Below are 25,615 nucleotides of genomic sequence, written 5' to 3' on the forward strand. Positions count from 1 at the left end.
CTGACCATCAAGCAACACAACATTGGAGAATAACAATGAGAGCCCATCTTCTCATCGCGGCCGCGCTTGCGCTTGCCACAACGGTCTCATCGGCGAATGCGCTGACTCTCGTCAATTCCGACAAGACGAGCCATGCCGTCATGGTGACGCCGCAGGGCGGCAAGACCCATAAGTTGGTCATCAAGGGACGCCACTCGGCCAACTACAAATGCGCCAGGGGCTGCGAGCTGAGGCTTGGCGCCGGGAAAGCCCACTATGACGCCAAGGTCCAGAAGATCTGGATCAAGGGCGGCAAGTTCGTTTCCGCCTGACCCGAAACCCAGCCATCTGATTGCAAGGAGACAAGTCATGAATATGCGCATTCTCGCTTTCGCGGGCCTCGCTCTCGCAGCTTCCATTTCATCGGCAAGCGCGCTCACGGTGACCAACACCGACAGGACGAGCCATACTTTCATGCTCACGCCGCAGGGCGGCAAAGCCGAGAAGGTCGTGCTTAAGTCGAAAGCCACCGGCACCTACGATTGCAGCAAGGGCTGCGAGGTTCGCATGAGCGCGCTCAAGACCAAATTTGATGCGAGCGTCGACAAGTTGTCGATCAAGGACGGGAAATTTGTAAGGCTCTGAGCGTTTTCGCTCCCGCATTGGCGAATCTGAGCGCTGCTCGTACCACCCTTCTTCCCGCCGGCGACTTCCCGCTCCGGCGGGAAGGAGGTTTTAGCGCTTGATGCCGAGGCCCAGCCCCAGGCTCTGCACTTTGCCGCTCTCATGCAGCCGCTGGCGGCGCGAAGAGATCAGGCCTGAGTTCCCGCCCACCCAGCTCCATTCCCCCGACAGCTTGCCATATTCCATCTTAGGGCAGCGGTTCATGACCACCTTGAGGCCGGCCGCCTCAGCACGCTCGGCCGCCGCATCATTGCGCACGCCGAGCTGCATCCAGATAACCCTGGGGCGAGGCGAGAGCTCGAGCGCTTCATCGGTGATGATGCCGGCGGCCTGCGAATTGCGGAATATATCGACCATGTCGAGGGCGTGGGGGATATCCTTGAGCGTCGCGTAGACCTTGCGCCCCGCGATCTCCTCACCGGCCAATGCCGGATTGACCGGGCTCACGTCATAACCTTTATCGAGCAGATACTTCACCACGAAATAGGACGGGCGCACGTCATTGTTCGAGGCGCCGACCAGCGCTATCGTCTTCACCTCGCGCAGGATGTCGCGAATATAGTCCGGAGAATAGCTGTCGTGATTCATTGTACCCGCATTCCGTCAGCGATCTTCCCATGCGGGCGGCCGCTTGTCGACAAAGGCGCCGATGCCTTCCCTGGCGTCCTGGATGAGAAGGTTTTCGACCATCACGCGCGAGGCATAGTCATAGGCATCGGCTAGCGGCATCTCGATCTGGCGATAGAAGGCTTCCTTGCCGATCTTCGTCACCGCCCGGGATTTGCCGGCGATCTTCGCGGCCAGCTCGTCCACGCTCGACCGCAGGAGCTGGGTGGCGACCACCCGGTTGATGAGGCCGATGCGCTCGGCCTGCGCGGCGCTGATCATGTCGCCGGTCAGCAGCATTTCCATGGCGTGCTTGCGCGACACGTTGCGCGAAAGGGCGACCATCGGTGTCGAGCAGAACAGCCCGATATTGACGCCGGGTGTCGCGAAGCGTGCCTGTTCGGAGGCGAGCGCCAGGTCGCAGCTCGCCACCAGCTGGCAGCCGGCGGCGCTTGCCGCCGCATGCACTTCGGCGATGACCGGCTTGGGGTGATGCACGATCGACTGCATGAGGGCTGAGCAATGCGCCATCAGCTTGACGAAATAGCCACGGCCTCCATCCTCGTCGCGGCGATGCCGGGTTATTTCCTTGAGATTGTGGCCCGAGCAGAAAGCCGGACCTTCCGCGGCGATCACGACGACGCGTGCCGCATGGTCGCTCTTGGCCTCATCGAGCGCGATGGCGAGAGCGGCCATCATCGCCTCGCTGAGACTGTTGCGTGTCGAGGCGTCATTGAGCGTCAGCCGCAATATGCCATCGCGCCGGTCGCTCTGAAGGATACCGCTCATTCGCCTTCTTCGGCGAGGAGCCTGAGCTTCTCGGTATAGTCGGGGTCGTCGATCATCGCCTGGACGATTTTCTTGTTGTTTTCGGATGGAATCATGGCCTTGAGGCCCTTGATCATACGGTCTTTCATGTCCTGCGCCAGCGATGTGTCCTTCTCGATCTCGGCGATCTGGGCGGCAAGATCGTCGGCAAGGTTGTCGGTGATGGCCGAATAGGCAAAGCTGACGCTGGTCACCGCGATGTTCCATTCATCGACATTGGCGAAGCCCGCCGCTTTGATATCGGCCTCGAATTTCTTGCCTTCATCGGTCTTGTCGACGAAATCCTGCCAGCTCTCGTAATTTTCTAGATTGGCGTCCTTGTACTTGTCGCGCACCAGAGCGAGCGCGTCGATCGAGCGGCGGGCGATGTCGTCGGTGAGCTCGATGACGGTGACGTCGGGAATCTCCCCGAAACTCAAATCATCAGGTGAGGTCTCTTCGGTGTCGGACTGGTCATCCGGCTCGGGAGGAGGGGGCTCGGTCAGATCTTCGCCGCTCTCGGCAGGGGGCTGGGCTTCAGGCGGCTGGGGTTGTTCGCCGGCGGCCGGCGGTTGCGGATTGGGCTCGACGCCCAAATCCTCACTTTGCGGCAGCTGGGTCTGGTCCTTGGCCGGCGTCTGGGCCAAAGCGGAGCCTCCGGCCAGGAGGCCAGCCAGCATGAGAACTGTAGCAAAACGAACCATCAGGCGCCCTCTAACGTCTTGAACCTTATGAAATACAAGCAGTTACGAAAAGGGGTCCGGCATGAGAAGCTTAAACTGTGGCAGCAAAACAACACTTTTAGGTATTATAATACCACATAGAGAATCTGCTTGAATTACAAGGTTTTTCTTGACCTCCGCGGCTCGCTTGGCTATGTCGGCGCCATCTGAACAAGCATTGGAACACTCAAATGAAGACCTATTCGGCGAAAGCCAAGGAAATCGAGAAAAAGTGGGTGCTGATCGATGCGAACGGGCTGATCGTCGGGCGTCTCGCCACGATCATCGCCAACCGTTTGCGCGGCAAGCACAAGCCCACCTTTACCCCCCATATGGATTGTGGCGACAACATCGTCGTCATCAACGCCGAGAAGGTCGTCCTCACCGGCAACAAGCGCAAGGACAAGACTTATTACTGGCACACCGGCTTCCCGGGCGGCATCAAGGAGCGCAAGGCCGAGAAGATCCTCGACGGCAAGTTCCCCGACCGTGTTCTCGAGGCGGCAGTGAAGCGCATGCTCCCCGGCGGCCCTCTCAAGCGCCAGCAGATGTCGAATCTCCGCATCTACAAGGGCGCAGCCCACCCGCACGAGGCCCAAAGCCCGGAAAAGCTCGATATCGCTTCGCTCAATCCCAAGAACACGCTGAGAGGCTGAGACCATGGCTGAACCGACAACTCTTTCCAATCTCGGCGAAGCGCTCGGCACCGCCGCCGTCCAGGGCCAGGCAGCTTTGGCTTCGGCCCCCGCCAAGCCCAAGCTCGACGCCAAGGGCCGCGCCTATGCCACCGGCCGCCGCAAGGACGCCATTGCCCGCGTGTGGGTGAAGCGTGGCGGCGGCAAGATCACGGTCAACGGCAAGGCGATCAATGTCTATTTCGCCCGTCCCGTGCTGCAGATGCTCGTCCAGCAGCCGATGGTGGCGGCCCTGCGCCGCGATCAGGTCGATGTCGACTGCACCGTCGTGGGTGGCGGCCTGTCCGGCCAGGCCGGTGCCGTCCGCCATGGCCTTGCCCGCGCGCTGACCTATTTCGAGCCGGAGCTGCGCTCGGTGCTCAAGAAGAACGGCTTCCTCACCCGTGACCCGCGCGCGGTCGAGCGCAAGAAGTATGGCCGCGCCAAAGCCCGCCGGTCGTTCCAGTTCTCGAAGCGCTGATCGCCAACGGAACATCCGGATTGCAGATGCAAGGGATGGTGGAAACACCATCCCTTTTTCATGTTGCAGGCATGACACGGCAGGCTCCGCGGCCGAGTGCCCCCCGGGGACCATACAAGGCCCGACGAATGAAGACGGGAGCCCGCCATCACCCGGTGCTCAGGCACCTTCCTCGACGAAGACCTCGGCGCGCTTCTTCCCGATGGCCGGCAGGAAGACGATGACGAGGACGGCGGCGGCCAGCGCCAGCAGGCCGGCGCTGATCGGCCGGGTGACGAAGGTCGTGGGGTCGCCCTTCGACAGGATCATGGCGCGGCGCAGATTCTCTTCCAGCAGCGGACCCAGCACGAAGCCGAGCAGCAGCGGTGCAGGCTCGCAGCGCAATTTCATGAGCGCGTAGCCAAGGATGCCGAAGAAGGCGACCAGATAGAGGTCATAGACATTGGAGTTCACGCTGTAGATGCCGATCGAGCAGAAGGCCATGATGATCGGAAAAAGGATGTAATAGGGCACCGTCAGCAGCTTTACCCAAAGGCCGATGAGCGGCAGGTTGAGGACGATCAGCAGGAGATTGCCGATCCACATCGAGGCGATGATGCCCCAGAACAGCGCCGGTTGTTCGCTCGCCACATTGGGACCCGGCACGATGCCCTGGATGATCATGGCGCCGCTCATCAGCGCCATCACCGGATTGGTGGGGAGTCCCAGTGTCAGCATCGGGATGAAGGACGTCTGGGCGCCTGCATTGTTGGCCGATTCGGGGCCGGCGACGCCCTCGAGGGCGCCCTTGCCGAATTCCTCCGGATGCCTGGAGACACGCTTCTCGACCGTATAGGATGCGAAGGCCGCGAGAATGGCGCCGGCGCCCGGCAGGATGCCGAGCACCGAGCCGAGCACCGTGCCGCGCAGGATGGGCGCCGTCATGCGACGGAAATCCTCGCGCGTCGGCATCAGGCCTTGCACGTTCCTGATCAGCACCGAACGCTCATGCTCGTTCTCGAGATTGCGCAGGATCTCGGCGATGCCGAAGACGCCGACGGCCACAGCCACGAAATTGAGCCCGTCGGCATATTCCCTGATGCCCAGGATGAAGCGCGGAGCGCCGCTGATGACATCGGTGCCGACCAGGCCGAGCAAAAGTCCGAGCACGACCATGCCAAGCGCCTTGATCACCGAGCCATGCGCCAGCACGACCGCCGAGACGAGGCCGACGATCATCAGTGACACATATTCGGCGGCGCCGAATTTGAGGGCGATCGCAGTCAAGGGCGGTGCGAACAGCGCGATGAGAAAGGTCGCCACCGTGCCGGCGAAAAAGGAGCCGATGGCGGCCGTGGCAAGTGCCGCACCGGCACGACCTTTGCGCGCCATCTGATAGCCGTCGACCGCGGTGACCGCCGAAGAGGATTCGCCCGGCATGTTGATCAGGATCGCGGTGGTGGATCCGCCATACTGGGCGCCGTAATAGACGCCGGCCAGCATGATGAGCGCCGCCACCGGGTCGCCGATCTGGAAAGTGATGGGCAGCAGCATGGCGATGGTGGCGGTGGCGCCGATACCGGGCAGCACGCCGATCAAGGTGCCGAGCAGCACGCCGATCAGGCAGAAGAACAGGTTCCACAGCGTCGAGGCGGTGCTGAAGCCGAGGATCAGATTGTCGATGAGGTCCATTTCGTGCCCCTAAAAGCCGAGCCATGGACCAAAGGGACGGTACGGCAGACTGAGCCCTCTGCTGAAGACGAGGTAGGAGAAGAGCGTGACCCCCGCCGACAGGATGAGGGCGGTGATGGGCTTCATGCGCATGCTGGCGAAGGAGGCGATGAGGGCGGTGATGAAGATGGCGGGCAGGAAGCCCAGGCCGCGGACCGTGAGCCCGAAGAAAATGGGAGCCGGCAGGATCAGAAGCATCCCGCGCCAGGCGAGAGGACCAATCGGCTCGCTCGCCACACGGGTCGCCTGGATGAGCACGATGATGCCGAGGAGCAGCAGAATGCCGGCGAGCAGCAGCGGGAAATAGCCGGGGCCCATGCGCAGTGCCGTGCCCATGTCCATCATCCAGGACTGGTAGGCGAAGAAGAGACCGAGCACGACGAAGAGCGCTCCGCATAGACCGTTGGTCGTATCGATGTGAATGATTTTCATGGCGTGTTCCCTCACGCTGAAAGTCGATGGAGAAGGAAAAGGAGCGCCTATTGGCACCCCTTTCACCTGTTCAGTGTTCAGTCGGCGTATTGGCCGGCGGCGTCGATCACCGGCTTCCAGCGCGCGATCTCGCTTTCGAGCTTCGCCTTGAGCGCGGCAGGCGTCGCCTCGGCCTCGGTCGCGGGCGCTGTGCCGAGCTCGGCGAAACGGGCCACGACATTGGGGTCCTTGAGCGCGAGCTGCAGGGACTTCGACAGGCGCTCGGTTATTTCAGTGGGCGTGCCCTTGGGCGCATAGACACCGTGCCAGATGCCGACCTGGAAACCGGCGATGCCTGCTTCCTCGGCGGTCGGCAGATCGGACAGCACGTCGAGACGCTTTGCACTGGTGACGGCATAGGCCTTGATCGTGCCCGCCTTGATCTGCTTGGTGGTGTTGGTGGTCTGGTCGCACATGATGTCCACCTGGCCGCCGAGAAGATCGGTCATCGCCGGGCCCGTGCCCTTGTAGGGAACGGTGACCAGGGGCGTCTGGATGGCGCTCATGAACATCATGCCGCACAGATGCGAGGCGGCGCCGATGCCGGCATTGGCGAGCGTGACCTTGTCCTTGTTGGCCTTGACATAATCAAGCAGACTCTGGAGATCGCCGGGCTCGAAATCCTTGCGTGCCACGATGGTCATCGGCACATCGGTCACGAGCCCCACATAGTCGAAAGCCTCGAGCGTATTATAAGGCAGCTTGCGGTAGAGCGTGGCGCTGGTCGCCATGCCGATATGATAGAGGAGCAGCGTATAGCCATCAGGATCGGCCTTGGCGACGCGTGCCGCGCCCAGCGTGCCGCCGGCGCCGCCGACATTTTCGACCACGATCTGCTGGCCAAGGTCCCTCGACATCGCCTCGGCGACGAGCCGGGTCACCGTATCGGTCGGGCCACCGGCGGAGAACGGGACCACCATGGTGATGGTGCGGTCGGGATAGGTTTGCGCTTGGGCGCCGCTCGTCAGGGCGAGCATGGTTGCAGCCGCCAGCGCGGCGAGTAGCTTCTTCATGAGATCCTCCCTCAAAGGTTCCCGGGCCTGCTTTTCCAGTGCCGGAATGGCCACATTAGCAGAAGCGTCGCTCCGGGCTGCAATTCAACCTGTGGCCATTGCAGGGCTTGGCACCCGTTTTCTGGCGACGATGGGTGGATTCCGTAACATCCGACGGGAATTCTGGGTGAAGAGTCACACATGCTCAGGTGCCGTCGGGTTCATTCTCGCCGAGCTCGCGCTTGTCCAGCCCGTATTTCTGCATCTTTTCGTAGAGGGTCTTGCGCGAGATTCCGAGCGCCTCATAGACGGGCTTCAGATTGCCGCCGCTGACGCGCAGGGCGCCGGCAATGATGCCGCGCTCGAATTCCGCAACCCGCTCGGCGAGACGGGTGGTCTGCCCGGCGCCAGTCTCGCTTTCTTCGGGCATGCCGAGGCCCAGGACGAAACGCTCGGCCGCATTGCGCAATTCGCGCACATTGCCGGGCCAGTCGCGTCGCGCGATGTCGGCCAGCATCGGCGCCGGCACCTCCAGATCGTCGCGCCGATAGCGCGCTGTGGCTTCATTGACGAGCTGCAGGAAGAGGAGGGGCACGTCCGCCCGGCGCTGCGCCAGGGCCGGCAGGCGCAGCGTCACCACATTGAGACGATAGAGAAGATCGGCACGGAAGCGCCCGGCAATGACCTCGGCCTCGAGATCGGACTTGCTGGTGGCGATGAAGCGCACATCGAGCGGCACCGCTTCATTGGAGCCGAGCCGCGTGATGACACGTTCCTGGATGACGCGCAGGAGCTTGGCCTGGAGATCGAGCGGCATCGAGCCGATCTCGTCGAGAAGCACGGTTCCGCCGCGCGCATGCTCGAACTTGCCGTAACGCGCCCGCAGAGCGCCGGGGAACGAGCCCGCCTCATGTCCGAACAGTTCGCTTTCGATCAGGTTGGCCGGAAGCGCCGCGCAATTGATGGCGATGAAGGGCTTCGTCGCGCGACCGCTGATATCGTGCAAGGCGCGCGCGGTGACTTCCTTGCCGGTGCCGGTATCGCCGATGATGAGCACGTCCGCATCGGTCGGCGCCACGGCGCGCAGCCGGTAGCGCAGGTCGATCATCGCCTGGGTGCGTCCGGGCAGGCGCGCCTCGATATCGTCGCGCTTGCCGGCGACGGCCCGCAGCCGCCGGTTTTCGAGCACCAGCCGGCGGCGGTCGATGGCGCGCGCCGCGACATCCGCCAGCGCCTGGCTGTTGAACGGCTTCTCGATGAAATCATAGGCGCCTTCGCGCATCGCCTTGACGGCGAGCTGCACATCGCCGTGACCGGTGGCGAGGATAACCGGAATGTCGGGATCGATGTCGCGCACCCGGTTCATCAGGGTCATGCCGTCCATGCCGGGCATGCGGATATCGGTGATGACGACGCCATTGAAACCCTGGGTGATGAAGTCGAGCGCTCCCTCGGCGCTGCTGAGATCGCGCACCGAGAAGCCGGCGAGATCGAGCGACTGCGCGGTCGACCGGCGCAACTCCTCTTCATCATCGACGAGAAGCACGAGCGCCGGCCTCATTCGGCCGCCTCACGCCGCTCAGACGATGCCGTATCGAGCGTGATGGTGAAAAGGGCGCCGCCTTCAAGTTTGTTCACAACCGCAAGATCGCCGCCAAAGTCCTTGATGATATTGTAGGAAATAGACAGGCCAAGCCCCAGGCCCTTGCCGACCCCCTTGGTAGTGAAAAAGGGATCGAAGATGCGGGGCATGATTGCTTCCGGGATGCCGGGGCCATTGTCGCCGACCGCAATCGTGACTTTGCCGCGCTTGCGGCGCGCGGCGAGCTCGATGCGCCGTTCCGCCTGGCCATCGACTGCATCGGCGGCATTGGAGATCAGGTTGACCAGCACCTGCTGCAGCCGGATCTGGCCAGCCTTGACAGTGAGCGGCTCAGGTCCGAGATCGACGGCGACCTCGGTCCCGGCAGTCTTGAGCCGTGAGGCAACGATCTCCAGCGTATCCTTGACTATATCGGCAAGCGTCATTGATCCCAGCTGCTCATTCGGCTTGCGCGCAAAATTGCGCAAATGCCGGCTGATCGCGGCCATCCGGTCGGCAAGGCTCGAAATGCGGGAAACATTGTCGCGCGCCTCCGCGATGCGGTTGCGCTCGATCAGGATCTCGGCATTTTCGGCATAGGTTTTCACCGCCGTCAGCGGCTGGTTTAATTCATGCGAGAGCGCGGCCGACATCTGCCCCAGGGCCGCGAGCTTGCCCGCCTGGATCAGGTCCGACTGGGTCTGGCGCAGCTGCTGTTCGGTGGCGCGCCGCTCCGATACCTCGGTCTCGAGTTGCTGGTTGACGAGTGCCAGATCGGCGGTGCGTTCCTCGACGCGCCGTTCAAGTTCCGCTTGCGCATTGCGCTGCATCTCGAGGCGCTCGCGCAACCTGGCGCGGCGTTCCAGCAGGATCGTGCCGGCAAGCGCCGCGAGCCCCAGGAGCAGCAGCGCGGCAGCGACGCTGGTAAGGGCCTGGGCGCGCGCCGGTGCTGTGTCGAGCAGGACGCTTACCGTCCAGCCCGCCTCGGGCATGGGTTCGGCGAGCGCCAGGTATTCGCGCGGACCGTTGTCCGTTGCGATTCTCATCAGCTGGTGGCCGCTGTCCGAACTCGCCTGCGTGACAGGCAACTCGCGCAATTTGGCATTGGCATAGCGGCGCGAAACCTCCGTGCGCGCCAGCCGCTCGACCGTCAACGGCAACAGGCTGGCATAGAGCCAGTCCGCCTGGTCGGTCATGAAGATGATGCCTTCCGGGTCCGAGACGAGGATCTCGTAGTCATCGCCCGTCCACGAGGCCTCGATGGTGTCGATATCGACCTTGAAAACGACCACCCCCTTGATCTGGCCGGTGATGATGACCGGTGCCGAGAAATAATAGCCGCGCTTGAGCGAGGTCGTACCGAGCGCGAAGAAGCGGCCTTCGCGGCCCTGGATCGCATCCTGGTAATAGGGCCGGTAGCTGAAATTCTCGCCGACGAAGCTGATCGGCCCGTCATGGTTGCTGGCAGCGATCGTGTCGCCGCCGGGCTTCATCACATAGATGTCGGAGGAGGCGAGAAGCGCGTTGATCTCCTTGAGGTAGGAATCGGCCTTGCGGCGCAAATCCCGGTTATCGGGATCGGCGAGCAGCGCCTTGATGTCGTAGTGATCGGCGACCAGAGCGGGCAGCGACTGGTAGCGGCTCATCTGGCCGCGCAGCACCGCCACTGCGAGCCGCAATGTCGTCTGCCCGCGCGATTCCGCCTGGTCGAGATAGGTCCGGGTGGCGAAGGCGCCGCCATAGACGATGATGGCGATGGTCGCCAAAGCGAGCAGCGCCGCCGCCCAGACCGCGGGGCGCGTGAAAAACCGCGTCATCGACTGCCCTCAAGGCGCATGGCGCCTTCCTCCCATCCCCATTTCCTACACGCGTGGGATGAGCGGCACAACAAGCGCAGGCTCGTGGATTGATCCCTTGATGCAAAGCAATTTTGCGGTAGGACAATGGTTTCCATTGACCTTTGTCAAACTCGGAACTGACATGAAGCAGGTGAACCCAGCGCGCTTGCAGCACATCCCGGTTGGTATCTGGGTGCTGGGCTTCGTCTCCATGCTCATGGACATATCTTCCGAGATGATCCATGCGCTTTTGCCGGTCTATCTCACCACCGTGCTCGGCGCGTCGGCGGTTACGGTCGGTGTCATCGAAGGAGTGGCCGAGGCCGCCGCCGCGATCACCAAAGTATTCTCCGGCGCGCTCAGCGACTGGCTCGGCCGGCGCAAATTCCTGGCGGCCCTTGGCTATGGCCTGGCGGCGCTGGCCAAGCCGATCTTTCCCCTGGCGCCGTCGATCGGGTGGCTGGTGGCGGCGAGATTTATCGATCGCATCGGCAAGGGCATCAGGGGGGCGCCGCGTGACGCGCTTGTCGCCGATATAGCGCCGCCCGAGTTGCGCGGTGCCGCCTTCGGCCTGCGCCAGTCGCTGGACACGGTCGGCGCCTTCCTTGGGCCGTTCATCGCGATAGTGGCCATGTGGCTGACCGGCGGTCATTTCCAGCTGGTTTTCTGGATTGCCGTCATTCCCGCCTTTCTTTCCGCCGGCCTGATCATCGTCGCGGTCAGGGAGCCGGAACGACCAGAGGGCTTGCGGCGCGTGCGCATGCCTCTTCACCGCGGCGAACTGCGCCGGCTTGGTGCTGTCTACTGGTGGGTGGTCGCCATCGCGGCGATCTTCACGCTGGCACGGTTCAGCGAAGCTTTCCTCATCCTGCGCGCGCAATCCATCGGTCTGCCTCTGGCTGCCGTGCCTGTGGTCCTGATGGTCATGAGCCTCGCCTATTCGCTCTCGGCCTATCCGGTCGGCATGCTGTCCGATCGTATGGACAAAACGAAATTGCTCATCCTTGGCCTTTTGCTGCTGCTGGCCGCCGATATTGTGTTGGCCTTCACCACGGGCGTCCTCGCTCTCCTGGTCGGCGTCGTGCTGTGGGGACTTCACATGGGCTTCACGCAGGGCCTTCTGGCGAGCCTGATCGCCGGCGCGGCGCCTGCCGAACTGCGGGGCACCGCGTTCGGAATGTTCAACCTCATCACCGGTATCGTCCTGCTCATGGCCAGCGTTCTGGCCGGAGCGCTCTGGGATATGGCCGGTCCGCAAGGGACATTCCTGGCGGGCGCCAGCTTCACGCTGCTTACCCTGATCGGGCTGGCGGCCGGGCGCGGCCGGCTGCGCGGCCACTAAAAGGGACCTGCGACACGAATGCAGCGCAAATCCGGATTGACCTTGGCGTGACAAGCATATGTAATAGGATGAGACAGAGCCATAAAAGCCTTGGGAACGAAGAAATTCTCATGAGGCGACTAAGAAAGCTGAAGTGAACGGCGATTTGGCCAGATTTTTGGTGGTGGGAAACAAACTTGGGGAGTAGCAGATGAGAATCCTGTCAAAATTCATGTTGGGGCTGGCCGCCGGTACGGCGCTGATGGCGGCATTGCCATCGGCATGGGCTGCCGACGAGCTGACGATCACCTCCTGGGGCGGCTCCTATCAGGAGAGCCAGCGCAAGGCCTTTTTCGAGCCGTTCATCAAGGACGGCAACAAGGTCACGGAAGAAGAATATAACGGCGAGATCGCCAAGCTGCGCGCGATGGTCGAAGCGAAGGCGGTTACCTGGGACATTGTCGATATCGACACCCAGACCGCGCTCGCGGCCTGTGCCGAAGGCGTGCTCGAAACCATTGATTGGGGCAAGCTCGGTCTCGACAAGTCGAAATTCATCGGCGGCGACCTTCAGGATTGTGCCGTTCCGAACATCGTCTATGCCACGATTATTGCCTATGACACATCGAAGATGCCGGACGGCCCGAAGACCATCGCCGATGTCTTCGACCTGCAGAAATTCCCGGGCAAGCGCGGTCTGCAGAAGAACCCCTTCGTCAATCTCGAATGGGCGCTGATTGCCGACGGCGTGCCGCAGGCCGATGTCTACAAGGTGCTGGCGACACCTGAGGGCGTCGATCGCGCCTTCAAGAAGCTCGACACCATCAAGAAGGACGTCGTGTGGTGGGAAGCGGGCGCCCAGCCGCCGCAGATGCTGGCTGACGGCCAGGTCGTCATGACTTCAGCCTGGAACGGCCGTATCTATGGCGCGGTGGTGAGTGACAAGAAGCCCTTCGCCATCATGTGGGACCAGCAGGGTCTCGATTGGGACTGGTGGGCGATGCCGAAAGGCGGTCCCAGGGTAGATGGCGCTTATCGCTTCATCACCTATGCATCAGATCCCAAGCGCATGGCCGAACAGACCAAGTATATCTCCTATGGTCCTGCCAACAGGGACGCCATTCCGAATGTCGATCCGGAGATCCTGCCGCATCTCCCGACGGCCGACGCCAACATGAAAACGGCGCTGATCGTCGACCCGCAATTCTGGGCCGACAATGGCGATCAGCTGCGCGAGCGTTTCAACAGCTGGCTCGCGCAATAGTCTGACATCAATTGATGTGCGGGAACGGGTTTTCCCGTTCCCGCATCTATTGATTTATCGCAGGATTGCCAGATGGCTCATGCGGAAGCCGTTATTCACAACGCCCGTCAGCTCAAATTCCAGTTGAGAACGGCCGAGCGGCGGGGAAAGCTGCGCGCTTTGGCGCTTGTTGCGCCGCTCTTCCTGTTCATCGTCGTTTCCTTCGTCATCCCGATCGTGCTCATGCTGAAGAACGCGATCTATGATCCCGACATCAGCAACAACCTGCCGCGGACCACCAGCCTCCTCGCGGCGTGGGATGGCAGCGCTCTGCCGTCGGAGGAGGTCTATGCGGCCCTGGCGGAGGATTTCCGCGAGTCCGAGAAGGCCAAGACCTCGGCGCTCATCGGCAAGCGCATGAACTATGAGATGTCCGGCATCCGCAGCAAGATCATCACCAGCGCCCGCAAGATCAAGGCGCTGACGGCGGCGCCCTATAAGGACCAGATCATCGCCATCGACCCGATCTGGTCCGATCTCAATGTCTGGACCACGATCAAGCGCGCCGGCAACCCGGTGACCGGCTTCTATCTGCTCAACACGGTCGATCTCGAAACCAAGCCCGACGGCCATATCGGCGCCGTCGATCCAGGGCGCGCCGTTTATCTCGACATCCTCAAGCGCACGATGGGTATCAGCCTCATCGTCACTTTGGCGACGCTCGTCCTCGGCTTTCCGGTCGCCTACGTGCTCGCCAACACGCCGCCGCGCATCGCCAACATCCTGATGATCTTCGTGCTGTTGCCGTTCTGGACCTCGCTCCTCGTTCGCACCACCGCCTGGTTCGTGATGCTCCAGGACAATGGGCCGATCAACGACCTTCTGCTCGGATCAGGGCTTACCAGCCAGCCTCTGCCGCTCATCTTCAGCCGCTTCGGCACGATCGTCGCCATGACCCATATCCAGCTGCCTTTCACGCTCCTGCCAATCTACAGCGTGATGAAGACCATCCCGCCGACCTATATGCGCGCCGCCCGCTCGCTGGGCGGCGGCCCGGTCTATTCCTTCCTGCATGTCTATTTGCCCCAGACGCTGCCGGGGATCGGGGCAGGGTGCCTGCTCACCTTCATTCTGTGCCTCGGCTATTACATTACGCCGGCTTTGGTGGGCGGCCCTTCCGATCAGATGATGTCCGGCATCATCGCCGAAGCCATCAACCGCGAGAACAATTGGGGCAAGGCCTGTGCCCTTGGCACCGTGCTGTTGCTCGCGACCCTCACGCTCTATTTCGTCTATAACCGCCTTGTCGGCATCGACAAGGTAAAGCTGGGCTAGGCCGATATGAAGCTACCGTCCTATGCCACGCCGATCGAGAAATTCGCCTATTACGCGACGCTCGCCTTTACCGGCCTGGTGCTGCTGTTCCTGATCTCGCCGATCCTGGCGATTATGCCCTTGTCCTTCAATTCCGAGCCCTATTTCAGCTATCCGATGCCCGGCCTGTCATTGCGGTGGTATGAGGACTTCTTCAGCAACGAGCGCTGGATGAATGCGGTCAAGGTGAGCCTGCTGGCCGCCGTGCTCGTCACCATCCTCTCGACCATTCTCGGCACCGTGGCGGCGCTGGGCCTCGCCCGCGCCAATCTGCCGTTCAAGCCGGTCATTCTCGGGGTCCTGATCTCGCCGATGATCGTGCCGGTCATCATCACGGCGGTCGGCATCTATCTTTTCTATGCCCAGATCGGACTGATCGCCTCGATCCCCGGCCTCGTGCTGGCGCACACGGTGCTCGCGACCCCCTTTGTCGTCGTCACCGTCACCTCGACGCTGTCGGGCTTCGATCACTCGCTGTCGCGCGCCGCGGCGGGGCTCGGCGCAACCCCCTTCCGGGTGTTCACCGCCATCATGCTGCCGATCATCTCCCCCGGGGTGATCTCGGGCGCGCTCTTCGCCTTCGTGACCTCCTTCGACGAGCTGGTGGTGGCTCTCTTCATCACCAGTGCCGAGCAGAGGACGCTGCCCAAGCAGATGTTCGCCGGCATCCGCGAGCAGATCAGCCCGACGATCACGGCGGCGGCGAGCATCCTGATCGTGTTCTCGGTGGCGCTGCTGGTAGGGATAGAGCTGCTGCGTCGCCGCACCGAGCGTTTGCGGGGGCATTAGCCAGCCATGGGCTCGGCCTCGCCTCTTGCTATTGCGGGCTCGGCCGTGAGAATCCATTTTCAAAAAAGCCGGACCAGGGCGGCGTGAAGCGAGATCGGGATGCTGCCGGTATCAGGGAAGTAGGCTCACTCTCAGGCGCTAACCATATGATTTCATTGAAGTCGGGAATCCTCTCCCCTGTAATTCGCTGTAGTTCCCTGTAAATTCCCTGTATTTTCCCTGATCTTGTGCACGCTATTGCAGAGACTCAGTGCAGTCGAGCGCGCGGCAGTCCTCGACGGTCCAGCCGATCTTCACCTTCTCGCCTTCCCTGAAGCCGCAATCGCTCTGGCGGTTCGGCACCTTGACGATGAAATCGCTGTGCCCGGCGACCGACAGGCGTGTGCGCATGTGATCGCCCAGATAGATGATCTCCTCGATGCGGCCGTCGAGGATATTCGACAGGCTGCCATTGCTGGGATTGATCTCGACCCGTTCCGGACGGAGCGACAGGAGGGTCTGCTCGCCCTTCTTCGAAACGCCGATCGCGGACGCCTTGACCGTGTCGCCGGAAGTGAGACGCACGGTGCAGCTGTTGTTCTTGCCGAGTTCCTCGACCGTGCCCTTGAGTCGGTTGTTCTCGCCGATGAACTGCGCGACGAAGGAATTGCATGGCCGTTCATAGAGCTCGTCGGGCCGTGACAACTGCTGGATACGGCCATTGTTGAACACCGCGATCCGGTCGGACATGGTGAGCGCTTCCGACTGGTCATGCGTCACATAGACGACGGTGATCTGCAGCCGATCATGCAGATGCTTGATCTCATATTGCATCTGCTCGCGCAGCTGCTTGTCGAGCGCGCCCAGGGGCTCGTCCATCAGCACCAGATCGGGTTCGAAGACGAGGGCCCGTGCCACCGCGATGCGCTGCTGCTGGCCGCCCGACAGCTGGCCCGGCCGCCGCTCGCCGAATGTCGGGAGTTCCACCATGTCGAGCGCGCGTTCGATCTTGCTCTTGATCTCGGACTTGTCGAGGCCGCGCACCTTGAGCGGGAAGGCGAGGTTTTCGGCGACCGTCATATGGGGGAAGAGCGCATAGTTCTGGAACACCATGCCGATGCCGCGCTTATGCGGCGGCATGCGACTGATCGGCTTGCCATGCAGGTAGATCTCACCTTGCGTCGGGGGCTCGAAGCCGGCCAGCATCATAAGCGTGGTGGTCTTGCCCGAGCCCGAAGGCCCGAGCATGGTCAGGAACTCGCCCTTGGCGATGTCGAGATTGAGGCTTTCGACGACGACGCTGACGCCGTCATAGCTCTTCTGAACATTCTGGAACCGCACCATCGGTTCCGCGGTAGATTCCGCCGGCATGTCTTCTCCCCATATCGGCCCATTTTCTTGGTCTTTCGCGCCGGCGCCTTTTGTCTGTCCGGCCCGCTGGAGCATCTACCTTAATGGCTTCGGAACCTGCTGCAAGCGGCAAGAATACGCATCCGGCGTGTTGTGTGAAAATGAGCCATTTCAACGGTTTGAAGGCCCCTGATGACAAACCGGCGAAACACGTTCCGGCAAACGATCTTTACAATTGCCCCGCGTGGCGTAAAGGAGCGCTCCACTTTTTCAGCGGAGCAGAGTCATGCCTAAGATCAAGATCGGTGTCATCGGTGCCTCGGGCTACACCGGAGCCGATCTGGTGCGTCTGGCGGCGGTTCATCCGGGCGTCGAGGTCGTGGCCCTCACCGCCAACTCCCATGCCGGCAAGGCGATGGCGGAGGTATTCCCGCATCTCGCCCATCTGAAGCTGCCGACCCTCATCAAGAATGAGGAGGCCGACTGGTCGAAGGTCGAGGCGGTCTTTTGCGGCCTTCCCCATGCAACGAGCCAGGCCGTCATCCGCGGGTTGCCCAAGCACCTGAAGGTGATCGACATGTCGGCCGACTTCCGGCTGCGCGATCCCGCCGTCTATGAGAAATGGTATGGCGGCCCGCATCAGGCGCTCGATCTGCAGAAGGACGCGGTCTATGGGCTCACCGAGCATTATCGCGAGGCGATCAGGAAGGCGCGTCTCGTCGCCTGTCCGGGCTGCTACCCGACGGCAGCGCTCCTCATGCTGCTGCCGCTGGTAAAGGCGGGCCTCATCGATGCGTCGGACCTGATCATCGACGCGAAATCGGGCGTCTCGGGCGCCGGCCGCTCGCTCAAGCAGAATGTGCTGTTCTGCGAGGCGGGCGAGGGGCTCTCGCCCTATGGTGTCGCCAGCCACCGGCATGCGCCGGAGATCGAGCAGGAGATCGGTCAGGCCGCGGGCCAGGCGGTCATCGTCAATTTCACCCCGCATCTCATCCCGATGAGTCGCGGCGAATTGTGCACCTCCTATGCGAAGCTCAGGGGCAAGGCGACGGCGGCCGACTGCACGGCCGCCCTTGAGAAGCATTACAAGGATGAGCCCTTCGTGTTCATGGCGCCCAAGGGCGTCATGCCCTCGACGCAATTCGTGCGCGGCTCAAACAATGTGATGCTCGGCGTCTATGCCGACCGGGTGCCTGGCCGCGTGATCCTCATCTCGACGCTCGACAATCTGGTGAAGGGGTCAGCCGGGCAGGCGATCCAGAACTTCAATCTGATGTTCGGCCTGCCGGAGACGCAAGGCTTGGAGCAGGTGGCGCTCTTCCCGTAAGGGGAGCGGCAATGCCTGCTAGCGGTGCTTGAAATACTGCACCGCGCGCTCGTGCTTTTCTGCCTCAGCCCGGCTCTTGAACGTGCCGAGATTGCGGCGCCTGCCGGTCTTGGGATCCTTCTTGCGCGAATAGAGGCGGTATTCGCCGGATTTGAGCTTGCGGATCATCGGTTGACCTTGTGCATTTGCCGTTTTCCAATGCCTGTTGAACGGCAAAGTTCCCGTGCTTGCGGGCCTTGAACGGGATGAAGTATGACGAGCTTTCACCCGTCAGGCCGCTCACATCGAATAGGCCGAATCGGTGTCCAATGAAGGATCATGTCTCTCTTGCTCGATAGCCGGACGGCACCTCTGTCATCGCCGCCTTTTCTGGGGGTCAGCCGTTCGATCACCGGCAGGTCCTGGCGGACACGCGGCTTTCCGGCCCGCGATGCACAGGCCATAGCCGAGAAGAACGATCTGCCCGAGCTTCTGGGCCGCGTGCTGGCGGCGCGGGGCGTGGGCCTCGAAGCCGTTGAAGATTATCTCAACCCGACGCTGCGCCGCTTCATGCCCCAGCCTTCCGCTCTCCTCGACATGGAGAAGGGCGCCGACCGGCTGGCGCGCGCCATCATCGAGGGCGAGCGCATCGGCACGATCAGCGATTACGATGTCGATGGCGTCTCCTCGGCGGCGCTGGTGACGCGCTTCCTCGCCAGCGTGGGCGCCGCCAATATCGTGCATATCCCCGATCGCCTCACCGAAGGCTATGGCCCGAGCCGAGCGGCGGTGCAGTCGCTGAAGGAACGCGGCACGCAATTGCTCCTGACGCTCGATTGCGGCGTGCTGGCGCATGATCCGCTGGCGGAGGCAAGGGCGCTCGGCATGGATGTGGTCATCGTCGACCATCACCAGGCCGGCATCGACCTTCCCGAGGCGACGGCGGTCATCAATCCCAACCGCCAGGACGACATATCGGGCTTCGGTTATCTGTGCGCCTGTGGCGTCGCCATGATCCTGGTCAGCGTCGTCAACCGCCTGCTGCGCCAGCACGGCTGGTACACGGCCGACCGGCCGGAGCCCAATATGCTGCAGTGGCTCGAGTTGGTGGCGCTCGCCACGGTGTGCGATGTCGTGCCGCTTACGGGCCTCAACCGCGCCTATGTCACGCAGGGCCTGCGCATCATGGCGCGCCGGGAGAATCCCGGCCTCGCCGCGCTTGCCGACGCGGCACGGCTGAAGCGCCGGCCTGACGCCTATGCGCTGGCTTTCCTGCTGGGGCCTCGCCTCAATGCGGCGGGCCGCATCGGCCATGCCAATCTCGCCTTCGAATTGCTGGTGAGCCAGGAGCGTGGACGCTGCGCGATCATCGCCGCCGAGCTCGAGCGGCTGAATCGTGAGCGCCAGGCGATCGAGCTTGCCGTTCTCGACCAGGCCTTGCGCGAGGCGGAAGCCGGCCTTGGCGCCGAGCGGACGAGTCCGGCCATTGTGGTCGCCGGCGAAGGCTGGCATCCGGGCGTCCTGGGCCTCGCCGCCTCGCGCCTCAAGGAGCGCTTCAACCTGCCGAGCATCGTGCTCGGCTTCGAGAAGGATGGCCTCAAGGCGAGTGGCTCCGGACGGTCAATCTCGGGCGTCGATCTGGGCCAGGCAGTGCGCACCGCGCTTGCTGCCGGCATCCTCATCAAGGGTGGTGGGCATGCCATGGCGGCGGGCCTCACCATCGAGCGTTCGCGCCTTGGCGATTTCCGCGCCTTCCTCGAGACAGAGCTTGCTTACTCCCTGAAGCTCTCGGGCGAGCGCTATCTCGACATCGATGGCGCGCTGACCGCATCGGGGGCGACACTGGATCTGATCGAGCTGGTCGAGCAGGCGGGGCCCTATGGGGCGGGCAATCCGGCGCCCGTCTTCGTGTTGCCGGCGCATCGCGTCGTCTATGCCGACAGCGCCGGCAGCGATCATGTCCGGCTGACACTCGCATCGGCCGATGGGACCCGCATCAAGGCGATCGCCTTCCGGGCGCTCGGCACCGATCTGGGAGAACTGCTGCTCACCGAACGCCAGCATCCCTTGCATGTAGCCGGCCGGCTGGTCGTCGATGACTGGGGCCGCGAGCGCGTTCCCTCCCTCCACGTCGAGGATGTGGCACATGTCGGTTAGCGTCGAGCCTGCCGGTTATCAAGGCGACCCCTTGATTTTACAGTGGAATTTCATGCCTTGCGCTTCCCGCCGAAGCCCCTTATAGAGCCGCCATTCCGCGCGCCCTTCGTCTATCGGTTAGGACGACAGCCTTTCACGTTGTAAAGACGGGTTCGACTCCCGTAGGGCGCGCCACTTCTTTCATCGTTTCTATATTATGACGCTCACGCGATGAATTGTGTGAATGGGCTTGCCAAAGTAACGGCACCAGCCCCAATATTTCCAGGCCGGCCGCGCAGAAATGCAACATTTGCCATCTGGCGCGCTTTTTGAAGCGAAGACTTGCGATCACAGCAAGTTTGACTGCCCTCGTTGAAGAATCCTTTTGCGTTGATTGAGAAAATATCATAGAAGGCGCGCGCGCTCGGCCTCCGAAGAGGCGCGCCAATAACGACATAAACTCTGGATTCTGAAGTCGGGTCAACGATTTGGATCATGCGGCGCAATAGGGCGCGCCGTCCGGGAGGGACTGCTTGTACAACCGATTTGTTCTGGGCTTGACGCTCGGAGCGGCATTTGGCGGATTGTCGGGAATTTTCATCCTTACGCCACCGGTCGGCATTCTGATCGGCGCCATCATCGGCCTGTCCTGCGGCATGATCCTGCATGTCCTCATGATGTGATGCACCAGCCGGTTTACAGCATCGCCGCGAACGCATAAGAGCGGCTTCCCTCATAGCTCAAGGAAGCCCCGTGTTCAGCGACCTCAAGAACAAGCGCATCGTCATCACCGGCGGCGTTACCGGCATCGGCGGAGCGGCGACGCTCGCTTTGGCAGGCATGGGGGCGAAGCTCTTCGCCCAATATCTGAGTGGCGACAAGGAAGCGGCCGATTTCGAGAAGAAGGGCATTGCCACCTTGAAGCTTGACCTCGTCCAGCGTAAGGCGCCGTGGAAGCTTGTCGAAGAAGCGCAGAAGCGCCTCGGCGGCATCGACGTCCTCATCAACAATGCCGGCGGCATGGTCGAGCGCCGCCTGATCTCCGAATTCGACGATGCGCTCTATGACCGGGTGCTGGAACTCAATGTGCGCCAGCTGGTCGATTGCTGCCGGGCGGTGATCCCGCTCTTCGAGGCGCAGCGTTCCGGCAACATCATCAATGTGTCATCGATCGCGGCGCGTTCGGGCGGCGCGGCAGGTTCAGGCATCTATGCCGGCACCAAGGGCTTCGTGTCGGCCGTGACCAAATCGATGGCCAAGGAGCTCGCGCCGAGCAATATCCGCGTCAATGCCGTGTCCCCCGGCACCATCCATACCGCTTTTCATGATCGCCATTCGACACCCGACAAGCTCGAGGCGACCCGCAAGCTGGTGCCGCTGGGCCGCCTCGGCACGGCGGAAGACTGCGCCGGAACCTTTGTCTATCTGGCGAGCGATGAGGCCTCGGGCTACGTCACCGGCCAGGTCATCGAGGTGAATGGCGGTCTGCTGATGCCGTAGCTACCACGTCCCGGTATTGGGCATCGATGCCCAGGGCTCGGCGACGGGCAGGGAGCCGCCCTTGTTCAGGATCTCGATCGAGATACCGTCCGGCGTCTTGATGAAGGCCATGCGTCCATCGCGCGGCGGACGGTTGATGGTGATGCCTTGTTTCTGCAGCCTCTCGCAGTAGCGATAGACGTCATCGACCTCGATGGCGAGGTGGCCGAAATTGCGTCCGCCCGTATAGACCTCCGGGTCCCAGTTGTAGGTGAGCTCGACCGGCGCATCCGGGCTTTCGGGGGCGGCGACGAACACCAGCGTAAAGCGGCCTTTTTCGTTCTCGTAGCGGCGCTGCTCGACGAAGCCCAGTTTGTTGATGAAGAAATCCAGTGATTGGTCCAGATTGGATACGCGGATCATGGTGTGGAGATATTTCACGCTGGGTCTCCTTTGCTCGCGGACTGACGATGGCAAATGACATAGACGAGCTTGTCGAAATGATCCAGTCGGCGCGGCGCACTGTCGCCTTCACCGGGGCCGGCGTTTCGACCGAATGCGGCATACCGGATTTCCGCTCTCCCGGCGGCTTCTGGACCAGGTACAAGCCCATCGAATTCAATGCCTATCTCGCCTCCGAGGAAACGCGGCTCGAGGCCTGGCGGCGCTATTTCATGATCTATGATGCGGTGTCCCACGCGACACCCGGGCGCGGTCATCAGGTGATTGCCAGGCTCTATCACACGGGCAAGGTCAGCCATGTCATCACCCAGAATATCGACGACCTTCACCGCGCCTCGGGAGTGCCCGAAGCGGCCATCATCGAGCTGCATGGCAATGGGTCTTATGCGAAATGCCTGACCTGCGGCGAACGCTACGAGCTCGAATGGGCGCGCGCCGTGATCGCGAGCGAAAGCCGGCCGCCTTACTGCCGCTCCTGCGCCGGCATCGTCAAGACGGCGACCATCTCCTTCGGCCAGCCGATGCCCGAGGAGGAAATGGCGCTGGCGAGGGCGGCTACCTTCAATGCCGATCTGTTCCTGGCTCTGGGGTCGTCGCTCCAGGTCTTTCCCGCTGCGGGCTTCCCGGTGATGGCGAAAAGCAACCGCGCGCGGCTCGTCATCATCAACCGTGAGCCCACCGGCCTGGATGCGCTCGCCGACCTCGTAATCGCGGGTGAGATCGGCGATGTCCTGACCTCGGTAGCCGAACGGTTGTGGCGGCAATAACGAATCAGTTGCGCGCAATCTGCGCGTTTTCCCGGTTCTCGACGCTTGGGTACCTCTGCATGTTGCGCCTGTGCATGCCGACGGCGATTTCTGCGCTCGAATGAGCGGCGGTGAACGCGGGCTGGCCAGCTTGGCGTGATTCAGCCTTTGTTTTCAGGGCCTTTTTGCATCGTGAGGGTGATTTTACCGGGCGATCATTGGGCGCGTTCGCGATCATTCCCATGTTTTCCACATCTCTTGCGCGGTGTCGCTCTGTACAATTGCAAAAGAGTCGCCCAATCTACGCCAATGGCAGCGGGGTTGAGCTGAGGGCTGCCATCAGTTCGGGTATGCGGTCATGGCGGTTAGCGGGCCCTTCGAGGCAGACAGGGAACTTGAGCATCAAGCTCCCGATGTGAATGTCAAAATCTTTCAGATCAGCGGATTCGTGAAGTGGTTCGATGTCGGCAGGGGGTATGGTTTCATCATCCCCGACAATGGCATGCCGGACGTGCTTCTGCATCTGAGCTGTCTCAAGCGTGACGGCTTCGATGCGCCGCTCGAGGGCACGCGCGTCTTCTGTGAAGCCGTCGAGCGCCAGAAAGGCTATCAGGCGCTGCGGGTGCTCAATGTCGATACGTCGACCGCGATCCACCCGGTCGAGAGGCCAAGCCGCACCCATGTGAATGTCTCGGCGTCGAGCGGTTGGGTGAGAGCGCGGGTCAAATGGTTCAACCGGGCGCGCGGCTTTGGCTTCGTAAGCGAGGGCGACGGTTCGCCCGACATCTTCATCCATATGGAGACGCTGCGGAAAACCGCCATTGCGGAACTGCATCCCGATCAATGGATTTATGTGCGCTTCGGCAGCGGGCCGAAGGGTCAGATGGCCGCCGAGGTGCGCCTGACCCTCGACAACGGGCCGCGTCACACCAACTAGCGCGTCGCCATCAGGGTAGACGGCTGCTGGGCAGATTGCCGGACGGCAATTGACTGCCGGGCAGGTAGCCGCCGGGCAGGGCACTCTCCGGCAGATTGCCATTCTGCGCTTCACGCCTCTCGATTTCCCGTTCGCTGTCGCAGCGTGGCGGCCTGAGGCAGGCATTGGTGCAGCGATCGAAGGCGCGGTTCTGGAGGCCGGCGCAGCGCGCCAGGCAGGATTCGAACTGCGGGAAGCAGGTGCCGTACCAGATGCGCGCGGCAGCAGCGGCATCGCGGCTCTCACCGGCGATGGGCGAGAGCGCGAAGAAAGCGGATGCGCCTGCGATGACCAGTATCCGGGACATTGCGAACCTCCTGCCGCCGAGCATACTGCTCCAACTGGCTGAGGTGGTGCAAGGTTCCGGGCAAGGGGAGGGCGTCCTGCCTCGCGGCATGGACTATGCCAATCCTGCCCCGGCACGAAGCAGGATGGGCGAGCCATCGGGGGTGAATGAGACACGCATGTCATTGAAATTGCGTGTTGTAGGTCACAGTAAGCCGCCATCAGGCGCGGCACGACGGTTGTCTGAGTTGGGCCATAGCGGAAACTTCAATCCGGCAATCAGTCGTTCGCGGCCCCCTTGGTCCCTGTAGGTTCGTGTGAAATGCCGATCAGCCAGTCTGGATCCGGCCCACATTGCCGGAAGCGCGCGAGGATGGACTTTGCTCGTTCGACAAGCCCGAGGTGACCGCAAGAGGCAAACGCATGCATGGTGTCCCAGGCAAAGTCCGTGATTGCTCCGACTTATCCTTTCGCAATCACTTCGGTAACCTGCCTTTTCCATCCAGCCCGCAGGTGAAATAGATCGACTTCTCGGTCGTGCCTTCGAGCCAACACATTGGCAACGTGAACTTCGCTCACCCGCCTCTATCCAACGATGTCAGGTCAGAGCGTCAATTGAATGATTGTTGACAAATGGGAAGGTTTTGCCAAACTTCCAGCAGTGACGCACAGCGAGCTGAATTGGACGATCCATCATCGCGCAGAAGCGTCGATATGAGGGATTGAAACATGTCCGACAACAAGCCGGATGTCACCAAGGCCTGGCAGGCCAATCAGGATCAGAAGAGTGCTGCCCGGCGGCTTCGGATTTTCGCCCTGCTGTCCTGGGCCGTGGCCATTGCCGGCGAGATCGTCGGCATTTATCTGCTCAAGCAGCACAAGTTCGACGACGGCAATCTTCTCCTGCTGATCGGCCTTCTTGTCGGGATCGCCGTCTTTGCCATTGCCGGCAGCATGCTGTGGAAGGCGGCCAACAGACAAAATCCGGCCAGCAAGGCTGACGGGTTCCGCTTCTTCGTGCAGAACCAGCTCGGTGCGATCATAACGCTGATCGCCTTCCTTCCCTTGCTTGTCCTGATCCTCATGGACAAGGACATGGACCCCAAGAACAAGCAGATTGCCGGCGGCATCGGCGCTGTCCTCGCGGTGCTTGCGACGCTTATCGGGGTGAATTTCCAGCCACCGTCGGTCGAGCAGTACACTCAGGACATGAATGAGTGTGCCACCCAGATCAAGACCGGCCAGCCAACCACCGCCTGTTCACCGGAGGTCGCCTCGCAGGCGCAGGACATCGCCCGGGATTCCGCGGCCGTCGCCGATGCGACGAAGGACGCGACACACCCGGAGGGCCAGGATGTCGTCTACTGGATCGCGCCGGAACCAGGCGCCACGAAGTCTTCAACCCCGCATGTTTTCCATCTTTGCGAAGCCGTAAGTCCCCTGCGCGGCAAGACGGTAAATCATGGCTCGGTAACGCAGGCCTATGCGGAGAACGCCATCCGCATTACCCAGCAGATCGCCATGGAACGGAAGCAGTGCGGGTTCGACACCACGCAGTAATCCAATCAAGAACGACTTTCCTTCATATCGAGACGATGGCAGAGCCACCCGAAGCCCCGAAAG

Annotated in this window: 28 protein-coding genes and 1 tRNA gene; 15 read left to right on the plus strand and 14 right to left on the minus strand. The window is 62.1% G+C overall.

The annotated features are described in order from the left end of the window. Positions 1-35: 35 nt before the first annotated feature. Together DT068_RS19865 and DT068_RS19870 are read left to right on the plus strand one after the other, a co-directional pair. Positions 36-311, plus strand: coding sequence for a hypothetical protein (locus DT068_RS19865; RefSeq protein WP_119391636.1), 276 nt, complete (start codon positions 36-38; stop codon positions 309-311). 37 nt (positions 312-348) lie between these two features. After that, complete coding sequence (locus DT068_RS19870; RefSeq protein ID WP_119391637.1) at positions 349-624, plus strand: hypothetical protein; 276 nt, start codon at positions 349-351, stop codon at positions 622-624. Positions 625-714: 90 nt separating this feature from the next. Here the strand turns inward: DT068_RS19870 and DT068_RS19875 are convergent, their stop codons facing one another. From DT068_RS19875 to DT068_RS19885, 3 genes are read right to left on the minus strand one after another with little or no spacing between them, the layout of a single operon-like run. Beyond that, positions 715-1,251, minus strand: coding sequence for a CoA-binding protein (locus DT068_RS19875; RefSeq protein ID WP_119391638.1), 537 nt, complete (start codon positions 1,249-1,251; stop codon positions 715-717). 15 nt (positions 1,252-1,266) lie between these two features. After that, a complete protein-coding gene (locus DT068_RS19880; protein WP_119391639.1) occupies positions 1,267-2,058 on the minus strand; it encodes an enoyl-CoA hydratase in 792 nt (263 codons plus the stop codon). Next, complete coding sequence (locus tag DT068_RS19885; RefSeq protein WP_162914330.1) at positions 2,055-2,780, minus strand: hypothetical protein; 726 nt, start codon at positions 2,778-2,780, stop codon at positions 2,055-2,057. The genes DT068_RS19880 and DT068_RS19885 overlap by 4 nt, the downstream gene beginning before the upstream one ends. A gap of 209 nt (positions 2,781-2,989) precedes the next feature. Between DT068_RS19885 and rplM the strand changes: the two genes are divergently transcribed. Together rplM and rpsI are read left to right on the plus strand one after the other, a co-directional pair. Continuing rightward, entirely contained in the window at positions 2,990-3,454 is a 465-nt protein-coding gene (gene rplM / locus DT068_RS19890) for a 50S ribosomal protein L13 (RefSeq protein ID WP_119391641.1), read from the plus strand. 4 nt (positions 3,455-3,458) lie between these two features. Next, complete coding sequence (gene rpsI / locus DT068_RS19895) at positions 3,459-3,953, plus strand: 30S ribosomal protein S9 (RefSeq protein ID WP_119391642.1); 495 nt, start codon at positions 3,459-3,461, stop codon at positions 3,951-3,953. 159 nt (positions 3,954-4,112) lie between these two features. Here rpsI and DT068_RS19900 read toward each other — a convergent pair whose 3' ends face one another. From DT068_RS19900 to DT068_RS19920, 5 genes are all read right to left on the minus strand, one after another. After that, a complete protein-coding gene (locus tag DT068_RS19900; protein WP_119391643.1) occupies positions 4,113-5,624 on the minus strand; it encodes a tripartite tricarboxylate transporter permease in 1,512 nt (503 codons plus the stop codon). Between the two features lie 9 nt (positions 5,625-5,633). Beyond that, on the minus strand, positions 5,634-6,095 hold the full coding sequence (locus DT068_RS19905; protein ID WP_119391644.1) for a tripartite tricarboxylate transporter TctB family protein: 462 nt from the start codon (positions 6,093-6,095) through the stop codon (positions 5,634-5,636). A gap of 77 nt (positions 6,096-6,172) precedes the next feature. After that, positions 6,173-7,147 (minus strand): tripartite tricarboxylate transporter substrate-binding protein, encoded by a 975-nt coding sequence (locus DT068_RS19910; RefSeq protein WP_119391645.1) that lies wholly within the window; start codon positions 7,145-7,147, stop codon positions 6,173-6,175. Positions 7,148-7,331: 184 nt separating this feature from the next. Next, complete coding sequence (locus DT068_RS19915; protein ID WP_119391646.1) at positions 7,332-8,687, minus strand: sigma-54-dependent transcriptional regulator; 1,356 nt, start codon at positions 8,685-8,687, stop codon at positions 7,332-7,334. Next, on the minus strand, positions 8,684-10,525 hold the full coding sequence (locus DT068_RS19920) for a sensor histidine kinase (RefSeq protein ID WP_119391647.1): 1,842 nt from the start codon (positions 10,523-10,525) through the stop codon (positions 8,684-8,686). The genes DT068_RS19915 and DT068_RS19920 overlap by 4 nt, the downstream gene beginning before the upstream one ends. 163 nt (positions 10,526-10,688) lie before the next feature. On the opposite strand from DT068_RS19920, the gene DT068_RS19925 reads away from it, so the two are divergent. From DT068_RS19925 to DT068_RS19940, 4 genes are all read left to right on the plus strand, one after another. Further along, entirely contained in the window at positions 10,689-11,888 is a 1,200-nt protein-coding gene (locus DT068_RS19925; protein ID WP_368904847.1) for an MFS transporter, read from the plus strand. Positions 11,889-12,078: 190 nt separating this feature from the next. After that, a complete protein-coding gene (locus DT068_RS19930; protein ID WP_438816448.1) occupies positions 12,079-13,131 on the plus strand; it encodes an ABC transporter substrate-binding protein in 1,053 nt (350 codons plus the stop codon). A gap of 72 nt (positions 13,132-13,203) precedes the next feature. Further along, on the plus strand, positions 13,204-14,445 hold the full coding sequence (locus DT068_RS19935; protein ID WP_119391648.1) for an ABC transporter permease: 1,242 nt from the start codon (positions 13,204-13,206) through the stop codon (positions 14,443-14,445). Between the two features lie 6 nt (positions 14,446-14,451). Next, complete coding sequence (locus DT068_RS19940; RefSeq protein ID WP_119391649.1) at positions 14,452-15,273, plus strand: ABC transporter permease; 822 nt, start codon at positions 14,452-14,454, stop codon at positions 15,271-15,273. Between the two features lie 234 nt (positions 15,274-15,507). Here DT068_RS19940 and DT068_RS19945 read toward each other — a convergent pair whose 3' ends face one another. After that, a complete protein-coding gene (locus tag DT068_RS19945) occupies positions 15,508-16,623 on the minus strand; it encodes an ABC transporter ATP-binding protein (RefSeq protein WP_119391650.1) in 1,116 nt (371 codons plus the stop codon). Between the two features lie 265 nt (positions 16,624-16,888). On the opposite strand from DT068_RS19945, the gene argC reads away from it, so the two are divergent. Further along, the gene (gene argC, locus DT068_RS19950; protein ID WP_119391651.1) at positions 16,889-17,929 is read left to right on the plus strand and encodes an N-acetyl-gamma-glutamyl-phosphate reductase; all 1,041 of its coding nucleotides are present in this window, start codon (positions 16,889-16,891) and stop codon (positions 17,927-17,929) included. 18 nt (positions 17,930-17,947) lie between these two features. Here the strand turns inward: argC and DT068_RS19955 are convergent, their stop codons facing one another. Continuing rightward, positions 17,948-18,097 (minus strand): hypothetical protein, encoded by a 150-nt coding sequence (locus DT068_RS19955; protein WP_119391652.1) that lies wholly within the window; start codon positions 18,095-18,097, stop codon positions 17,948-17,950. A 150-nt stretch (positions 18,098-18,247) separates the two neighbouring features. Between DT068_RS19955 and recJ the strand changes: the two genes are divergently transcribed. Beyond that, the gene (gene recJ, locus DT068_RS19960; protein ID WP_119391653.1) at positions 18,248-20,065 is read left to right on the plus strand and encodes a single-stranded-DNA-specific exonuclease RecJ; all 1,818 of its coding nucleotides are present in this window, start codon (positions 18,248-18,250) and stop codon (positions 20,063-20,065) included. Positions 20,066-20,164: 99 nt separating this feature from the next. Next, a tRNA-Glu gene (locus DT068_RS19965) sits at positions 20,165-20,239 on the plus strand. 29 nt (positions 20,240-20,268) lie between these two features. Here DT068_RS19965 and DT068_RS28105 read toward each other — a convergent pair. Next, positions 20,269-20,712 (minus strand): hypothetical protein, encoded by a 444-nt coding sequence (locus DT068_RS28105; protein ID WP_162914331.1) that lies wholly within the window; start codon positions 20,710-20,712, stop codon positions 20,269-20,271. Positions 20,713-20,797: 85 nt separating this feature from the next. Between DT068_RS28105 and DT068_RS19970 the strand changes: the two genes are divergently transcribed. Continuing rightward, complete coding sequence (locus DT068_RS19970; protein ID WP_119391654.1) at positions 20,798-21,544, plus strand: SDR family NAD(P)-dependent oxidoreductase; 747 nt, start codon at positions 20,798-20,800, stop codon at positions 21,542-21,544. On the opposite strand, the gene DT068_RS19975 is transcribed toward DT068_RS19970, so the two are convergent. After that, on the minus strand, positions 21,545-21,964 hold the full coding sequence (locus DT068_RS19975; RefSeq protein ID WP_119391655.1) for a VOC family protein: 420 nt from the start codon (positions 21,962-21,964) through the stop codon (positions 21,545-21,547). Between the two features lie 29 nt (positions 21,965-21,993). On the opposite strand from DT068_RS19975, the gene DT068_RS19980 reads away from it, so the two are divergent. After that, entirely contained in the window at positions 21,994-22,752 is a 759-nt protein-coding gene (locus tag DT068_RS19980) for an SIR2 family NAD-dependent protein deacylase (protein WP_368904848.1), read from the plus strand. Positions 22,753-22,756: 4 nt separating this feature from the next. On the opposite strand, the gene DT068_RS19985 is transcribed toward DT068_RS19980, so the two are convergent. Further along, on the minus strand, positions 22,757-22,969 hold the full coding sequence (locus DT068_RS19985; protein WP_119391657.1) for a hypothetical protein: 213 nt from the start codon (positions 22,967-22,969) through the stop codon (positions 22,757-22,759). A gap of 210 nt (positions 22,970-23,179) precedes the next feature. On the opposite strand from DT068_RS19985, the gene DT068_RS19990 reads away from it, so the two are divergent. Next, positions 23,180-23,668, plus strand: a complete 489-nt coding sequence (locus tag DT068_RS19990; RefSeq protein ID WP_368904849.1) for a cold-shock protein — start codon at positions 23,180-23,182, stop codon at positions 23,666-23,668. A 10-nt stretch (positions 23,669-23,678) separates the two neighbouring features. Here the strand turns inward: DT068_RS19990 and DT068_RS19995 are convergent, their stop codons facing one another. Beyond that, positions 23,679-24,014 (minus strand): hypothetical protein, encoded by a 336-nt coding sequence (locus tag DT068_RS19995; protein WP_119391659.1) that lies wholly within the window; start codon positions 24,012-24,014, stop codon positions 23,679-23,681. A gap of 707 nt (positions 24,015-24,721) precedes the next feature. Between DT068_RS19995 and DT068_RS20000 the strand changes: the two genes are divergently transcribed. Then, the gene (locus DT068_RS20000) at positions 24,722-25,552 is read left to right on the plus strand and encodes a hypothetical protein (protein WP_119391660.1); all 831 of its coding nucleotides are present in this window, start codon (positions 24,722-24,724) and stop codon (positions 25,550-25,552) included. The last annotated feature ends 63 nt before the right edge of the window (positions 25,553-25,615 follow it).

The sequence above is a fragment of the Taklimakanibacter lacteus genome, assembly GCA_003576695.1.
Taxonomy (GTDB): Bacteria; Pseudomonadota; Alphaproteobacteria; order Rhizobiales; family Aestuariivirgaceae; genus Taklimakanibacter; species Taklimakanibacter lacteus.

What these genes read in the sequence shown, in the direction of transcription:
- DT068_RS19925 (WP_368904847.1), top strand. Translation starts at nt 10,689, where the DNA reads ATGAAGCAGGTGAACCCAGCGCGCTTGCAGCACATCCCGGTTGGTATC.
- DT068_RS19995 (WP_119391659.1), bottom strand. Translation starts at nt 24,014, where the DNA reads ATGTCCCGGATACTGGTCATCGCAGGCGCATCCGCTTTCTTCGCGCTC.
- DT068_RS19870 (WP_119391637.1), top strand. Translation starts at nt 349, where the DNA reads ATGAATATGCGCATTCTCGCTTTCGCGGGCCTCGCTCTCGCAGCTTCC.
- DT068_RS19955 (WP_119391652.1), bottom strand. Translation starts at nt 18,097, where the DNA reads ATGATCCGCAAGCTCAAATCCGGCGAATACCGCCTCTATTCGCGCAAG.
- DT068_RS20000 (WP_119391660.1), top strand. Translation starts at nt 24,722, where the DNA reads ATGTCCGACAACAAGCCGGATGTCACCAAGGCCTGGCAGGCCAATCAG.
- DT068_RS28105 (WP_162914331.1), bottom strand. Translation starts at nt 20,712, where the DNA reads ATGCAGGATCATGCCGCAGGACAGGCCGATGATGGCGCCGATCAGAAT.
- DT068_RS19885 (WP_162914330.1), bottom strand. Translation starts at nt 2,780, where the DNA reads ATGGTTCGTTTTGCTACAGTTCTCATGCTGGCTGGCCTCCTGGCCGGA.
- DT068_RS19920 (WP_119391647.1), bottom strand. Translation starts at nt 10,525, where the DNA reads ATGACGCGGTTTTTCACGCGCCCCGCGGTCTGGGCGGCGGCGCTGCTC.
- argC (WP_119391651.1), top strand. Translation starts at nt 16,889, where the DNA reads ATGCCTAAGATCAAGATCGGTGTCATCGGTGCCTCGGGCTACACCGGA.
- DT068_RS19880 (WP_119391639.1), bottom strand. Translation starts at nt 2,058, where the DNA reads ATGAGCGGTATCCTTCAGAGCGACCGGCGCGATGGCATATTGCGGCTG.
- DT068_RS19945 (WP_119391650.1), bottom strand. Translation starts at nt 16,623, where the DNA reads ATGCCGGCGGAATCTACCGCGGAACCGATGGTGCGGTTCCAGAATGTT.
- DT068_RS19910 (WP_119391645.1), bottom strand. Translation starts at nt 7,147, where the DNA reads ATGAAGAAGCTACTCGCCGCGCTGGCGGCTGCAACCATGCTCGCCCTG.
- DT068_RS19980 (WP_368904848.1), top strand. Translation starts at nt 21,994, where the DNA reads ATGGCAAATGACATAGACGAGCTTGTCGAAATGATCCAGTCGGCGCGG.
- DT068_RS19935 (WP_119391648.1), top strand. Translation starts at nt 13,204, where the DNA reads ATGGCTCATGCGGAAGCCGTTATTCACAACGCCCGTCAGCTCAAATTC.
- DT068_RS19905 (WP_119391644.1), bottom strand. Translation starts at nt 6,095, where the DNA reads ATGAAAATCATTCACATCGATACGACCAACGGTCTATGCGGAGCGCTC.
- DT068_RS19900 (WP_119391643.1), bottom strand. Translation starts at nt 5,624, where the DNA reads ATGGACCTCATCGACAATCTGATCCTCGGCTTCAGCACCGCCTCGACG.
- DT068_RS19940 (WP_119391649.1), top strand. Translation starts at nt 14,452, where the DNA reads ATGAAGCTACCGTCCTATGCCACGCCGATCGAGAAATTCGCCTATTAC.
- rpsI (WP_119391642.1), top strand. Translation starts at nt 3,459, where the DNA reads ATGGCTGAACCGACAACTCTTTCCAATCTCGGCGAAGCGCTCGGCACC.
- DT068_RS19930 (WP_438816448.1), top strand. Translation starts at nt 12,079, where the DNA reads ATGAGAATCCTGTCAAAATTCATGTTGGGGCTGGCCGCCGGTACGGCG.
- DT068_RS19985 (WP_119391657.1), bottom strand. Translation starts at nt 22,969, where the DNA reads ATGATCGCGAACGCGCCCAATGATCGCCCGGTAAAATCACCCTCACGA.
- DT068_RS19875 (WP_119391638.1), bottom strand. Translation starts at nt 1,251, where the DNA reads ATGAATCACGACAGCTATTCTCCGGACTATATTCGCGACATCCTGCGC.
- rplM (WP_119391641.1), top strand. Translation starts at nt 2,990, where the DNA reads ATGAAGACCTATTCGGCGAAAGCCAAGGAAATCGAGAAAAAGTGGGTG.
- DT068_RS19865 (WP_119391636.1), top strand. Translation starts at nt 36, where the DNA reads ATGAGAGCCCATCTTCTCATCGCGGCCGCGCTTGCGCTTGCCACAACG.
- DT068_RS19915 (WP_119391646.1), bottom strand. Translation starts at nt 8,687, where the DNA reads ATGAGGCCGGCGCTCGTGCTTCTCGTCGATGATGAAGAGGAGTTGCGC.
- recJ (WP_119391653.1), top strand. Translation starts at nt 18,248, where the DNA reads ATGTCTCTCTTGCTCGATAGCCGGACGGCACCTCTGTCATCGCCGCCT.